Genomic DNA, 14,479 nt, shown 5'->3' on the forward strand with positions numbered 1-14,479 from the left:
AGACCCCAAACGTGAGTGAAAATACCCCGATTATCATGTGGTTCCGCCGCGATCTACGGCTGAGCGACCATTCTGCATTGGCGGCGGCCTGCAAGACGGGCCGCCCGGTGATCCCGCTTTTCATTCACGATGATCAGTCGGAAGCCTTGGGTGCCGCGCCGAAATTCCGGCTGGGGTTGGCCTTGGGCTGTCTTGCTGAGACGCTGAAGGAAAAGGGCAGTCGCCTGATCCTCCGTCGCGGCGATGCACTGGAGGTGCTGCGCGACGTGATCAAAGGCACCGGGGCAGGCGCGGTTAATTGGAGCCGTCTTTACGATCCAGATGCCATAGACCGCGACAGCCGCATCAAGGAGACATTGAAAGACGATGGCATCGACGCCCAAAGCTTTGCCGGACACCTGATGTTTGAGCCTTGGACGGTCGAAACCAAGACCGGCGGCTTTTACAAGGTGTTCACCCCTTATTGGAAATCCGTCCGAGGCCGCGATGTGGCGGCACCCGTGGCGACCCCGAGCGATATTGCGGTGCCCGAAAATTGGCCCGAGAGTGACGCCTTGGACGATTGGCAGATGGATGCCGCGATGCAGCGCGGGCGTGATATCGTGCGCCCCTTTGTCCGTCTGGGCGAGGCCGCAGCGCAGGCGCGGCTGGGTTCCTTCATCGCGCATATCGTCGAAGGCTACGATGAAAGCCGCGACATGCCGGGAGAAGACGGCACCTCCGCCCTGTCCGAAAACCTCTCTTTAGGCGAAATCAGCCCGGCGCAGTGCTGGCATGCCGGTCAGCGGGCGATGCAAGAAGGCAAGCGCGGAGCCGAGACCTTCCTGAAAGAACTCGCGTGGCGCGAGTTTGCTTATCATCTGATGTACCACACGCCACGCATCCTTGACCAAAACTGGCGCGAGGAATGGCAGGCCTTCCCGTGGAACGAGGATGAGCGCCGCGCCGAGGTGCTGGCGTGGAAACAAGGGCGCACCGGCGTGCCATTCGTCGATGCCGCCATGCGCGAATTGCAGGTCACCGGACGGATGCACAACCGGGGCCGCATGATCGTGGCGAGCTATCTGACCAAACACCTCATGTGTCACTGGCGGATCGGGCAAAAGTGGTTCGAAGAGCACCTAATCGATTGGGATCCGGCCAATAACGCGATGGGCTGGCAATGGGCCGCAGGCTCTGGCCCCGATGCGACGCCGTTCTTCCGTATTTTCAATCCTGAAACCCAGCTTGATCGGTTTGACAAGGGGCGAGACTATACCCGCCGGTGGATCGCCGAGGGCCGCGCAAGCCCGAGCAAGGATGCGCTGGCCTATTTCGATGCAATTCCGCGCCGCTGGGGCCGTAGCCCCAATGATGACTACCCTGAACCGATCGTCGATCTTTCGGAAGGGCGCGAACGGGCACTGGACGCCTACCGCAATCGTGATTTTTAAATTTTTGCGAAACAGCAGCCTGCGGTTACAGTAGGCGCCAAGAATAAGAACGGAACCGAGGTATGAAGCTGACGACAACAGAGGGGCAGAAGGGTCTGCCGCGCTATTTCCCACAGGTCTTTGCCATGGCGCAGGCGATGCAGCATGGGCGAGTCGACTTCGTCTTGCCCGATGGCCGCGCGTTCCGGGCCGAAGGGGCCAAACCCGGCCCGGTGGCAGAAGTGCATATCCACAACGATGACCTTTTTGCCCGGTTGATCCGCGAGGGCGATCTGGGTTTTTGCGACGCCTATTTGGACGAATGGTGGTCGACGCCGGATCTGCAAGCCTTCATGGATCTGGTTCATGCGGGGAATGAGACGGTGTACGACGGCTTCCCCGGCCAAGGGCTGCTGCGCCGGTTTGAGAAGTTCCGCTTTTGGCTGCAACGCAACAACCGCAAGCAGGCCAAACGCAACATCAGCAAGCACTATGATCTGGGCAATGAGTTCTACGGGCTTTGGCTGGATGAGACGATGACCTATTCCTCGGCCATGTTCGAGGACGGCGCGCAGATGTCACTAGAGGCCGCGCAGACCGCCAAATACAAATCCATGGTTGACCAGATGGGTGTCCAACCGGGCGACCACGTGCTGGAGATCGGCTGCGGCTGGGGCGGTTTCGCCGAATATGCCGCTGCCGAACGGGGCTTGCACGTCACCGCGCTGACGATCAGCTCCGAGCAATATAAGTACGCTGTGGACCGGATCAAAAAAGCCGGGCTGTCAGACCGTGTGACCTTTAAGTTGCAGGACTACCGCGATGAGCGCGGGCTCTATGACGGCATCGCCAGTATCGAGATGTTCGAGGCGGTGGGCGAGCAATATTGGCCGATCTATTTCGACACCGTCCGCCAGCGGCTGAAGCCCGGACGCGCAGCCACGCTACAGATCATCACCGTCGATCACGCCCGCTGGGACGTTTACAAGCGCGGCGTGGATTTCATTCAGAAATACATCTTTCCGGGCGGCATGTTGCCCAGCCCCAAGGTGCTGCGCGAGCAGGTCGAACGCGCCGGTCTGGTGGTCGACCGCTCGGTCGAATTCGGCAAAAGCTATGACATCACGCTGCGCCGCTGGCATGAGACCTTTAACGCGAAATGGGATCAGATCACCGCGCTAGGCTTTGACGAACGCTTTCGCCGGATGTGGAATTTTTACCTCACTTCCTGCGCTGCGACATTTGATAGTGGAAATTGCGACGTGACGCAGATTACGGTACGGCGACCTGTGTGACCGCCTCTGCGGTCCGACCCCGCTAGGAGCCGAAAATGCCGACTGGTGCACGACTTATGGCAGCGATCTCACTCGCGGTGCTGGCCTTTATCCTGTCTGGAATGGTCGTGCCCTTGATGCCGGAAAGCACAGATTTCGGGTACTTCCTGCCGCTCAACATGGTGCTGGGCCTTCTCGTCGGCTGGCGTGTGATGGGCAGGCGGGCCGGGCGGGGAACTACGGCGGCGATCAACAACGGTCTGGCCGGAGTCTTCGTCCTGATGCTCTGGGCGATTTTCCTGCAGGCGGCGAATGAGATGGTCCGTCTGGCCTTGCGCAACCGTTATGACGATCCCTTTGAGGCCATCGTTGCCGTTTTCCAGATTGGGGCTGAGTTCGGCGTGATGATTGCCACTGTACCCATGGGCGTGGCGCTTGTAGTGGGTGCCGTGATCTCTGGTCTGTTGACCGAATTTGCCTATAATCGGTGGTCCTAACCCCCATGCGACATTTGTTTATCTACGGAACTTTGCGGCATCTGCCGCTGCTGGAGCTTGTACTGGGCCGCCCCGCTAGGGCGATTGATCTTAGCGAGGCGAGTTTGCCCGGCTACCGCGTCTCTGCCGCAGCGGAGGGGCCGTTCCCCACGATAGAAGTTTGCGAAGGCGCGCAGGCCGAAGGCTTGCTGGTGCAAGGGCTCAGCGCGGATGATTTCGCGCGGCTCGATTTCTATGAAGGCGCGTTCGATTACGATCTGGTGCCGGTGACGTTGGCAGAGGGGCAGGCGGCTGAAGTCTATCTGCCCCAGCCGGGGCGCTGGACGGCGCAGGGGCCGTGGTCGCTCGCACAGTGGGAGGCCGATTGGGCCGCGCTCTCGTGCCACGCCGCGCGCGAAGTCATGAGCTATATCGGCAAGCGTCCCCGGGCCGAGATTGACGCGATGTTCCCGATGATCCGCCGCCGCGCCCATCAGCAGGTGCTGGCCGAGCAGGGTGCCCATGATCCGTTGACCCTGACCGGCAATATTGAGGTGACTGATCGCAACCGCGTTTACGCGAAATTCTTCGCCCTTGATGAAATCTCGCTCCGCCATGAGACCTTTGACGGCGGCATGTCTGACCAGATCGACCGCGCGGTTTTTGTCAGCGCAGATGCGGCGCTGGTACTGCCCTATGATCCGGTGCGTGACCGCGTGCTGCTGGTCGAACAAATTCGCATGGGGCCGCTGGCCCGAGGCGATCACACCTGCTGGCAGTTGGAGCCCATCGCGGGCCATATCGATCCCGGTGAGACACCGCAGGCCGCCGCGCGGCGTGAGGCGCAGGAAGAGGCCGGGATCACGCTGAGCGTCTTGGAACCGGTGGGCAACGTCTATGCCTCTCCCGGCAATGCGACGGAATTCTTTTACATTTTCGTGGGATTGGCGGATTTGCCGGATCATATCATCGGCACGGGCGGTTTGGCCGCCGAGGGCGAGGATATCCGGTCGCATCTCATGTCATTCGATGATCTGATGGCCTTGGCTGATGCGCAGGCGCTCGCCAATGCGCCATTGGTGGCAAGCGCCTATTGGCTGGCCCGACACCGCGAACGCTTGAGGTCCGAGGGCGCGACAGCTAAACCGGACGAAACATGAACTGGGGGCAAACATGCAGGTTGCAAAAGATCTGGCCGAGGCCATTGGAAACACACCGCTGATCCGGCTGCGCGGCGCGAGCGAAGAGACCGGCTGCGAAATTCTGGGCAAAGCAGAATTCATGAACCCCGGTCAGTCGGTCAAAGACCGCGCGGCGCTGTTTATCATTCGCGACGCCATCGCACGGGGCGAGTTGAAGCCCGGCGGCACCATCGTCGAGGGCACGGCAGGCAACACCGGCATCGGGCTGGCGCTGGTTGGCGCGTCGATGGGGTTCAAAACCGTTATCGTTATTCCTGAGACACAGTCGCAGGAAAAGAAAGACATGCTGCGGCTTGCCGGTGCCGAATTGGTGCAGGTGCCCGCAGCCCCTTATAAAAACCCCAACAACTTTGTCCGCTATTCCGAGCGTTTGGCCAAGGAACTGGCTAAGACCACGCCCGAAGGGGTGATCTGGGCCAACCAGTTCGACAATACCGCTAACCGTCAGGCGCATATTGAGACGACAGGCCCCGAGATCTGGGAACAGACCGGCGGCAAGGTAGATGGTTTCTGCTGCGCCGTAGGCTCGGGTGGCACGCTGGTCGGCGTTGCCATGGCGCTTCAGCCTAAGGGCGTGAAGATCGCGCTGGCCGATCCCGATGGCGCGGCGCTGCACAGTTTTTATACCGACGGCGAGTTGAAAGCCGAGGGCAGTTCCATTGCCGAAGGCATCGGGCAGGGGCGGATCACCGCGAACCTCGAAGGGTTCAAACCGGACTACTCCTACAACATCTCTGACGAAGAAGCCTTGCCGGTGGTCTTTGATCTGCTGGAAAACGAAGGGCTCTGCCTTGGCGCTTCTTCTGGCGTGAACGTCGCAGGCGCCATGCGCATGGCAAAAGAAATGGGGCCGGGGCATACGATCGTCACCGTGCTTTGTGACTTTGGCACGCGCTATCAGTCCAAGCTCTTCAATCCAGAGTTCCTGCGCGAGAAGGGGCTGCCGACGCCCGGCTGGCTTGATGCCGCGCCGCAATCCATCCCAGGTGTTTTCGAGGATACATGACCCAAATGCTCCGCTTCGCCCTTGGCCTTACCGCGTTGCTGGTCTGGCTGACCGGCGCTGCAGTCGCGCAAGAACCGGCTTTGCCGGATTTCAACGAATGGGAGACCGTCGCGTCAACCGCTGAAGAAGCGATTGACGCGACGGATACCACCGAAGCCATGCTAGAGGTGCAGCGCGCCCGGCTGGTTGAGTATCGCACGGAATTTGACGCGGCGCGCAACTTGAACGCGGCGCGGATCAATGCGCTGCGGGAACAATTGGCCGCGCTTGGCACCCCGCCGGAGGGCGAGGGGGCCGAGCCGGAATCCCCCGAAGTCGCCGCCAACCGCGAGGAATTGAACCGTCAGCTCAATACCCTACTGACCCCGGTTCAACGGGCCGAAGCGGCGTATCTGCGCGCCGACGCCCTGATTGGCCAGATCGACGTGGCGCTCCGCGAGCGCCAGACCGAGCAGTTGATGGAGGTTGTCCCAACCCCGTTGAATCCGATGCATTGGCAAACGGCAATCAATGATCTGGCCGTCGCGGCGGGCGGGATCGCGGCCGAAGCCCCCGACGAGGCGGAAACCGCACGCCGTAGCATTCGGTCATCGCTGCCCGCCGTGCTGGCCCTTACCGTTCTGGGTTTGGTGCTGATTTTCCGTGGCCATCATTGGTCGACAGCGATTGTCGGACGTTTGCAGCGCTTTGGTGCGCGTGGCTTTGGAATTTGGCGCTTTGTCGTTTCGCTTCTGCGGATTATCCTGCCCACGGTGGGTATGGTCTTGCTGGTCATGGGTATACTGACGACTGGTTTGCTTGGGCCGCGTGGGTCGGCGCTACTGCAACTGCTCCCCGTGATTGGCGGCGCGATGTTAGGCGTACGCTGGGTGGCCGAACGTGTGTTTTCCCGCGACGAAGATGAGGCGCTCATCCTGCTGCCGCGGCCCGAGCGTAAGGCCGTTCGCTTTTACGTCAGTATCATCACCGTCACTGTACTTTTTGGCGCCCTCTTGGATGCTATCTTTGACGGGGTCCAACCGGCAGAAACAACCGAGGCCGTGCTGCGCCTGCCTCTCTTGCTGATCAGTGCCTTTGCGCTGTTCCGCATTGGCCGAATTCTGCATGGTCACAGCGACCCGACGCCCGACGAAACGCCAGCCTCTGAGGAACCTCGCGTTTCAACGCTTAGCCGCGTGGTGCGCGGATTGGGCTTGGGGGCGATGATTGTGGCCATCGTTTCGCCGCTGTTGTTGATCAGCGGCTACTACAACGCTGCCGTGTCGCTATTGCCGCCCTATGTCATCACGTTGGTTCTGCTGGGGTTGGTGATGACCCTGCAACGGTTCTTGGCGGATGTGTACGGCGCGATGACCGGGCAGGGGGTGCAGGCACGCGATGCGCTGATGCCGGTTTTCTTCGGCCTGATCCTGCTGCTGCTGTCCTTGCCCTTCATGGCGCTGGCTTGGGGCGCACGGGTTACCGACCTGACCGAGCTTTGGGCGCTTTTCAGCCGCGGGTTTGCCTTTGGCGAAACCCGCGTCCGCCCGACTGATTTCCTGTCTTTCGCGGTGATTTTCGCCATCGGCTATGGCGCGACCCGGTTGATCCAAGGCGCGTTGCGCAGCAACGTTCTACCCAAAACCCGGATGGATATTGGCGGACAGAATGCTATCGTTTCGGGCATCGGCTATGTCGGTATCTTCCTTGCTGCGCTGCTGGCGATCACCGGCGCAGGGATCGACCTTTCGGCGCTTGCCTACGTAGCTGGTGCATTGTCAGTTGGTATCGGTTTCGGTCTGCAAAACGTAGTGTCGAACTTTGTTTCCGGCATCATTTTGTTGATCGAACGCCCGATCTCCGAAGGCGATTGGATCGAGGTTGGTGGCCAGATGGGCTATGTGCGCGACATCTCTGTGCGCTCAACACGGATCGAAACCTTTGACCGCACCGATGTGATTGTTCCAAATGCGGACCTAATCAGCGGCACGGTCACCAACTACACGCGGGGCAACACCGTGGGTCGCCTGATCGTCCCTGTGGGCGTCGCCTACGGCACCGACACCAAGCGTATCGAAAGCATCCTAGAGGAAATCGCGAGGTCCCAGCCCATCGTGCTGACCAATCCTCCGCCTGCGGTGCTTTTCCTGAACTTCGGTGCCGATGCTCTGGAGTTCGAGGTGCGTTGCTACCTGCGTGACGTCAACTGGATGATGAAAGTCAAGAACGACATCAATCACGCCATCGCCGCCCGATTCAAAAAAGAAGGAATCGAAATTCCCTTTGCGCAACGTGATCTTTGGCTGCGCAACCCCGAGGCGTTCAGACCCGAGGCTGCTGAAGATCCGCAAGCGGATGGGAGCAACGAGAAACCGGAGTCTATGAAATGACCGGTGAGCTGTTCCGCGAGGATGCTTATCTGCGCGATGCGCCAGCCCGTATAGCTGCCCATACACCGGAAGGCGGAGTCATTCTGGATAAATCCCTCTTCTATCCTACGGGGGGCGGTCAGCCTGGCGACAGCGGTTGGCTGACATGGGACAAGCAGGTGCTTTCAATCGCAACCACCGTGCGCGACCGCGACAGCGGCGGCATCGCGTTGGTCCCCGCGGAACCCCGCGCGCTGCCCCCGGTGGGGGCCTATGTCACGCAAGAACTCGACTGGGACCGCAGGCACAAACACATGCGCGTCCATACAGCGCTGCATCTGCTGTCCGCGGTGATCCCACATGCCGTGACAGGTGGGCAGATTTCGGCCAGTCATGGAAGATTAGATTTTAACATGCCCGACGCACCGCAAGACCGTGATGAATTGGAAGGGGCGTTGAACCACTTCGTTTCACTCGATGCACGGGTCAGTGAAGACTGGATTACCGAAGACGAACTTGATGCGTCACCGGAACTGGTCAAAACAATGTCCGTCGCGCCGCCCCGGGGGCGCGGGGATATTCGGCTGATCCGTATAGGTGAGCCGCAAGAGCCCATTGATTTGCAGCCCTGTGGCGGCACCCATGTCGCGCGGACCGGCGAAATCGGTGCGCTTCGCCTTGGAAAGATTGAGAAAAAGGGCCGTTTGAACCGCCGCGTCTACCTTCATCTTGGTGGCTGATTAAATTTATCGGCTTCGGGGGGATTTCGCTCTTGCAACTCACTGTCCCCCCAAGCTAAACCGCGCATCAACGGAGCGGTGGCCGAGTGGTCGAAGGCGCACGCCTGGAAAGTGTGTAGGCGGGAGACCGTCTCCAGGGTTCGAATCCCTGTCGCTCCGCCATTTACCTTTTTAAGGTGAGATACGACGCTGCCCAGTTCGGCAAGCCGTCGAGATCATGAAAAAGCCCGGTACCTTTCGGTCCGGGCTTTTCCTGTATTACGCCAAACTATCAGCGCGAGTCGTTGCCGAGGCCGTAGCCGCCATAAGCAAAGCCTTCGCCCAGGCTGCTCTGAGGGCCGCTGGTTGAGAACGTGGCGATCGGGTGGTTGTCGTTACCAAAGGTGTCGAGCCGCAGGTCAGCGGCGCGGTTGTTGGGGCGGGTGTCGCCTGCGCCTTCGGCATAGATGACATCCGCTGTCACAGAGGTATCCAGCCGCAGATCTTCGTAACGCGTTGACTGGCCAGCAAAGCTTGCTGTTGCAACCAAGGTGGCGGCGGCTGTTGCAATAAAGAGTTTCATTTTTGGGTCCTTTCAAGGTTGTGGAAAGGGGCATCGGCTTTCGCGCTCTGGGAGGAAGCGGGGAGGTCGGGAGGCCCGTTCGATACAATGATATTAAAGCGTTGCGATGGCCGGTTACAAAGCAACTCAGATCACCGGTCTGTGTCGCAGCGAGACGGGGCGCGATTGGATCGTAACAAAGCGGGGAGATATGTTAGTCGATTGATATCACTAGAATTAACCAAGCTCCGCGCGCCGACAGAACTTCTCAAAATCCCGTCGAACCAGCGCGCCAACCTTTGTTACAACTCTGTCTCAGCATCGTGACCCAACTGGCCGCACACACCGCGCTTCTCGGCGTGTAAATTGTTTCAACCTGAGCCTATGATCTCGGCCGAAAAAGCCCGAGACGGATAATCTCCATCCCGGGCTTCGGTTTTCACCTGATGCTCCGTCAGGCCAGTGGTTCGTAAAGCACCACGCGGGTATTCATCGGCACACGGTCATAAAGCTCCGCCATTTGATCGTTTACCAAACGCGCACAGCCGTTCGAAACGCGCTTGCCTAGCGTGCTGGGGTCGTTGGTGCCGTGGATGCGCAGGAACGTATCCCCGCGTTCTTCCGTAAAGAGATACAGCCCGCGCGAGCCAAGCGGGTTGTCCACGCCGCCTTCCATTCCATCGGAATACTTCGCGTATTTGTCGGGCTCGCGGTCAATCATGTCTGGGGTTGGTGTCCAGCTTGGCCATTCCTTTTTGGCCCCCACGTAAAACTCACCGGACTCGTACAGACCCGGACGGCCAATACCCACGGTATAGCGCCACGCCATCTTATCAGGAAGCGTCCAGTAGAGGGCGAAACTGTCAGGATCGACGTGGATTTCATAGGGCGGCGCGCCCGCGGCAATCGGCACCATGCGCGGCATCATGTCTGGCGGCACATCATAGGTCGGCATTTCTTGGGGCGGCTGCGCAAGCGCCGGTGTCGCAAGGCCTGCGCCAAGCGCTGCGCCGCTTGCGGCCACGCTGGTAATGAAATGTCGTCTTCTCATTGTGTCGTTCCCCTATTCTTCAATTTCGTGTTGAGAAACAAACCCCCTTCGGGCGGCGTCGTTCCAAGAAGAGCGAAGGATCACGAACTGTTGTAACTTTTCTGCCGCCAATCAGCGCGTCATTCCATTATCCGTTGAACGACGCCCTCGGCCCACCGATCAGCGGATTGACCAAAGCAATCGTGAAGCGAATCCACCGCCGTTACACTCCCAAGCGCCAAGCGCCCGAGCAAGCACAGGCCGGGAACGGGGCTTCCGTTCTGGTCGCACACAGTGCCGTCAGCCCCGATCGCCGCAGCCAGATAGTCAGAAATCGGAGCGACCAAACCCTTCGCCATGAGATCGGGCAGGGGTGGCACGTTGATGCTGTGCAGATCTGGCGAAGGCAGCACCGCGTCTATGATCACAGAAACCTCACTGTCCTCGTCCTCCACTTTCAAGGTCCAGCCCCGCGCTGTTTCGGCAATCTCTGGGTTTGCGGCAAAAGACAGGTCCACCCGGCCCGCGTCGATCAGGGCCAAGAGTTCACGGGCCGAAGACAGGGGCGGGCCGTAGGAATACCGCTTTAGCCCCTCGTCGAACGCAACCAGAACCCTGGCCGTCTCGGGTGCTACTTGCCGTGGATTGAACCCGGAGCGCCATTCGTCCTGCCACTTACGCCAGACTTGGCCTAGCGCATAACCGATGGTTGGCACGGTTTGACCAGAGGCCAGTTCAATCCCGTGGCGGAGAGCCTCCATCGGGGTTTGACGGTCCTGAGAGCCAGGGGCCGACCATTCGGTTGCGAGCCATTTCAAAACCTCAGCTTTGGTCACATCTTGGGCCTCAAGGATTCGTGTCACCACGGGTGCCAAGGCGGCGGAGATGAGAGACGATGCTGTCTCCGGGGTAGCCGTGACCGCTGCGGAGACAGCTTGCGCAAAATCTTCGGTCTCGCCCCCCAGTGGCTCAAAAAGCGCGTCGAGTGTTTCATCTTTCGGTTTGGGAAAGGGGGGCTGGCCGTTTAACGAGAAGGGCAGAATGCAGGCAGGCTCCCGGGCCGATGCATGATACCCCACCGTGTCGAAGTGACCGCCTTGCGCAACGGTGAGGCCGTGCAAAACGTCAAAGGTCGATAGCCCCAGCCCGCGAATGGCCACCCGTTTGTCCGACCACTCCCCTGCGCGCTTATACAGTTCTGCCGCAGGATAGGCCTGCGCGAGTTCGCCCTCCGCCTTTGCGGCATGACATTGCCACTTCGCCCATTGGTCATCCGGCTCTACCGAAGGTTGGCCGAGGGTAAGAAGCACCTCATCATATAGCGCAGGCGCGCAGTTCTCTGCATGAAGGCGCCAGCCGCGTTCCTCTTGCGTCAGCCGCTTAACATGGGCGCGGACCAACGTGAGCTTTGCATCAGTTTTTGTGAAACCTTGCCTAAAAAGATCAACACGCCGCGCATCCAGATAGCGGCCCATATCGGCCCGGGACGGAAATTCGTCAGGGTTGACCGGATGCCCTTGCCAGTCAGCAAAACTGCCAACAAGCGATCCCTGCGGCGGTCGAATGGCGATGTCGCGGTAGGGTATGTTGAGCAGGCAATACTCTGGTTCGGACGGCGCGAAATTTGGTCCTGCGCCGGGGAAGGGGCCGGGCTCATAAATATCGATCTGGATGCGGTGAGTGGTTCCCTCTAACCGCTGAGAGAGGGCCTCCAACGCACCAAGTCCGCGTGGGCCGAAGCCTATTATGGCAATCCTTGCAGTCGCATCTGCACGCATGTCTGTTTCCACTCTATTCCCGCGCGACCGTAAACACAGGCCAGTGGCGGGGAAAGGCCACTGGAGCAACAAAAAAGGCACCCGAAGGCGCCCTAATTAAATCAGTCGTCTGGCAGCCGGTGCTGCGATCAGCCGCCCCAGCTCCGGACCGCGCCGCAATCCATATGGGTAAAGTTGGAACCGGAGTAGCGCCCAACACCGCCACCGCTGCAGGCAATCGCGGCACGGGCGACCTGATGCACAGAACGCGATGCGAGACGCAGATCAGCGGCCTGACCTTTGAGGTGCAGCGAATTCTTGGCCACACCGCTTGAGCGGGAGCGCAGCATAGCGTTCGTTTTGGGGCTGCGGTAGCCGGACAAAAGCATATAGGGCTCGTTCACGTCCAACAGGTTATGCGACGCGGCCATGATGTCCACGGTGCGCAGGTCCATGTTCATGACGTCATCTGTTCGCCAATCGCGCATGAAGTGGTTGATCTCGGCAAAAGCGTCTTTGATATAGTGACCTTCGATCCAATAGATCATGTCCAGTCGCTCACCCGTGCGGCCAGAGTACATACGGATGCGTCGGATATCGCCGGCGCCACGCAAAAAACCTGCCGCGTTGGAGAAGGTGGGGGCTGCTGCAACAGTGGTTGCTGCGAATGCACCCAAGAGGGCGCGTCGGGTCATCCCCGAGGAGCTTTTGCCTGTCATGTGTCTCTGTCCCGTTGTCTGCCTAAGTTACCCAAGATGTTACATGGGCCATTCATCTCATCCCCAGATGCAACATTGTTATTGCATAGCGGGAAAATCTGACCAAGGCCTGAATCGGAATGGTTCCCGAGCGCATCAAATTTAGGCAACTTTTTGCGCAAAGCGATTAAAATCCCCAAGGTTTGCGGGGAAAAGCGATGCGCGATACGCACATTCGGGAACCTGATTTTCCGATGAACGGAAATTTGAATGGACTTGCGCGCGTTAATATTGGCAAACCAAACTGAGATTAAAGTCGCTCGGCGGCAGCGGTATACTAACGGGGAACAACATGGCATTCAGCGCGACCTTTTCACGGCAATTGCCCAATCTAATTGCGGGGCTGGCCCTAATGATCGCGGCGCTGGTTTTGGCGGCACCCGTGGGGGCACAGGTTACCGCATTTAAACAAGCGGTCGCCGAAGCCGCAGCCCAAGACGATGACATCGCAGCCTTTTACCGTGAGAATGATTATACCGCGATCTGGACAGGTTCGGCCGACGAACATCGCGCCCGGCGTTCCGAATTGCTGCGCGCGATCTCTCTCGCAGATAACCACGGGCTGCCCGTCACCCGCTATAACCCCGACGCCATCTTGGAAATGCTGCGCAATGCACAATCCCCGCGCGACCGTGGTTTCGCCGAGGTAGAGCTGAGCCGTGTGTTTCTGCGCTATGCCCGGGACGTGCAAACCGGCGTATTGATCCCCAAGCGCATTATCAGCCAGATCGTGCGCGAAATTCCCTATCGTGACCGCAAGACCTATCTGCAAGATCTGCCGAAAGCTTCTCCTGCCGCTTTCTTCCGCGCGCTGCCCCCCCGCAGTCTTGAGTATAACGCGTTGCTCAAAGAAAAAATTGTGATGGAAAAATTGTTGTCGCAGGGTGGTTGGGGGCCAGCCGTGCCCGCAGGAAAGCTTGAGCCGGGCGATACAGGCAACGATGTCATTGCACTGCGCAATCGTTTGATCGCGATGGGCTACCTGAAACGTTCCAATGCCGTGGGCTATGACGCCAGCCTCACCGATGCCGTCCGCCAATTCCAAGAAGCACATGGGCTGAACACCGATGGTGTGGCCGGTGCTGCGACGATGAAGCAGATCAACATCGGCGTAGAACAAAGGCTCCAGTCGGTTATGGTCGCGCTGGAACGGGAACGTTGGTTCAACACCGATCGAGGCAAACGTCACGTCCTTGTCAACATCCCTGACTTTTCGGCAAAGATCATCGACGATGGGAAAACCACGTTCCAGACCCGCTCTGTCGTCGGCGCCGCGCGCGAGGACCGCCCGACGCCCGAATTCTCAGACGTGATGGAGCATATGGTCGTGAACCCAAGTTGGTATGTGCCGCGCTCAATCATTGTTGGGGAATACCTGCCACAGCTCAAGCGCAACCCCTACGCAGTGGGCCATATCGAAATCACAGACAGCCGGGGCCGCAAAGTAAACCGAGGCGCGGTCAACTTTAACAGATACACCGCGCGGACCTTCCCCTTTGCCATGCGCCAGCCGCCCAGCAATACCAACGCTTTGGGTCTGGTGAAATTTATGTTCCCGAATAAGTACAACATCTACCTGCATGACACCCCAGCCAAGAGCCTGTTTGACCGCGACGTTCGCGCCTTCAGCCATGGCTGTGTCCGTTTGGCCGAACCGTTTGAATTTGCCTATGCGTTGATGGCTCCGCAGTCTGCGGATCCCGAAGGCGAGTTCCAAGCCATTCTGCGCAGTGGCCGCGAGACCCGCATCGTGCTGGAGGAGCAGGTTCCCGTGCATCTGATCTACCGCACCGCCGTAACCAACGCCCGTGGCCACACCGAATACCGCGATGACGTTTATGGCCGGGATGCGCTGATCTGGAAGGCACTTGCCAAGGCGGGGGTGGCCTTGCGCGGCGTTCAGGGGTAACTCTCGGGCGCGCAACAAGTAAGGGC

At 59.4% G+C, this 14,479-nt stretch carries 12 protein-coding genes and 1 tRNA gene; 9 read left to right on the forward strand and 4 right to left on the reverse strand.

Translation table 11 applies throughout. The features are described from left to right. Nucleotides 1–11 precede the first annotated feature (11 nt). From BM229_RS02815 to BM229_RS02850, 8 genes are all read left to right on the forward strand, one after another. Nucleotides 12–1,433 (forward strand): cryptochrome/photolyase family protein, encoded by a 1,422-nt coding sequence (locus BM229_RS02815; protein WP_208604012.1) that lies wholly within the window; start codon nucleotides 12–14, stop codon nucleotides 1,431–1,433. A gap of 62 nt (nucleotides 1,434–1,495) precedes the next feature. Next, a complete protein-coding gene (locus BM229_RS02820; RefSeq protein ID WP_093926168.1) occupies nucleotides 1,496–2,707 on the forward strand; it encodes an SAM-dependent methyltransferase in 1,212 nt (403 codons plus the stop codon). Between the two features lie 35 nt (nucleotides 2,708–2,742). After that, the gene (locus tag BM229_RS02825) at nucleotides 2,743–3,183 is read left to right on the forward strand and encodes a TrgA family protein (protein ID WP_093926169.1); all 441 of its coding nucleotides are present in this window, start codon (nucleotides 2,743–2,745) and stop codon (nucleotides 3,181–3,183) included. A 5-nt stretch (nucleotides 3,184–3,188) separates the two neighbouring features. Beyond that, nucleotides 3,189–4,322 carry an NUDIX domain-containing protein gene (locus BM229_RS02830; RefSeq protein WP_093926170.1) on the forward strand — a complete coding sequence of 378 codons (1,134 nt, stop codon included), beginning with the start codon at nucleotides 3,189–3,191 and terminating at the stop codon, nucleotides 4,320–4,322. Nucleotides 4,323–4,335: 13 nt separating this feature from the next. Then, nucleotides 4,336–5,370, forward strand: coding sequence for a cysteine synthase A (locus BM229_RS02835; RefSeq protein WP_093926171.1), 1,035 nt, complete (start codon nucleotides 4,336–4,338; stop codon nucleotides 5,368–5,370). After that, the gene (locus BM229_RS02840; RefSeq protein WP_244152093.1) at nucleotides 5,367–7,739 is read left to right on the forward strand and encodes a DUF3772 domain-containing protein; all 2,373 of its coding nucleotides are present in this window, start codon (nucleotides 5,367–5,369) and stop codon (nucleotides 7,737–7,739) included. Before BM229_RS02835 ends, BM229_RS02840 begins: the two co-directional genes overlap by 4 nt. After that, nucleotides 7,736–8,458: an alanyl-tRNA editing protein gene (locus BM229_RS02845; protein WP_093926172.1), complete on the forward strand. Its 723-nt coding sequence runs from the start codon at nucleotides 7,736–7,738 to the stop codon at nucleotides 8,456–8,458. The genes BM229_RS02840 and BM229_RS02845 overlap by 4 nt, the downstream gene beginning before the upstream one ends. 72 nt (nucleotides 8,459–8,530) lie before the next feature. Further along, nucleotides 8,531–8,620, forward strand: a tRNA-Ser gene (locus BM229_RS02850). Nucleotides 8,621–8,729: 109 nt separating this feature from the next. On the opposite strand, the gene BM229_RS02855 is transcribed toward BM229_RS02850, so the two are convergent. From BM229_RS02855 to mepK, 4 genes are all read right to left on the reverse strand, one after another. Then, on the reverse strand, nucleotides 8,730–9,020 hold the full coding sequence (locus BM229_RS02855) for a hypothetical protein (protein ID WP_093926173.1): 291 nt from the start codon (nucleotides 9,018–9,020) through the stop codon (nucleotides 8,730–8,732). A gap of 433 nt (nucleotides 9,021–9,453) precedes the next feature. Beyond that, complete coding sequence (locus BM229_RS02860) at nucleotides 9,454–10,050, reverse strand: L,D-transpeptidase (protein ID WP_167360178.1); 597 nt, start codon at nucleotides 10,048–10,050, stop codon at nucleotides 9,454–9,456. 119 nt (nucleotides 10,051–10,169) lie between these two features. Further along, on the reverse strand, nucleotides 10,170–11,807 hold the full coding sequence (locus tag BM229_RS02865) for an FAD/NAD(P)-binding protein (RefSeq protein ID WP_093926174.1): 1,638 nt from the start codon (nucleotides 11,805–11,807) through the stop codon (nucleotides 10,170–10,172). 128 nt (nucleotides 11,808–11,935) lie between these two features. After that, entirely contained in the window at nucleotides 11,936–12,505 is a 570-nt protein-coding gene (mepK, locus tag BM229_RS02870; RefSeq protein ID WP_093926175.1) for a peptidoglycan L,D-endopeptidase MepK, read from the reverse strand. A gap of 331 nt (nucleotides 12,506–12,836) precedes the next feature. Here mepK and BM229_RS02875 point away from each other — a divergent pair, with 331 nt between their 5' ends. After that, entirely contained in the window at nucleotides 12,837–14,453 is a 1,617-nt protein-coding gene (locus BM229_RS02875; RefSeq protein WP_208604013.1) for a L,D-transpeptidase family protein, read from the forward strand. Nucleotides 14,454–14,479: the final 26 nt, after the last annotated feature.

Origin of the sequence: Sulfitobacter dubius, assembly GCF_900113435.1 — a bacterium.
GTDB lineage: Bacteria > Pseudomonadota > Alphaproteobacteria > Rhodobacterales > Rhodobacteraceae > Sulfitobacter > Sulfitobacter dubius.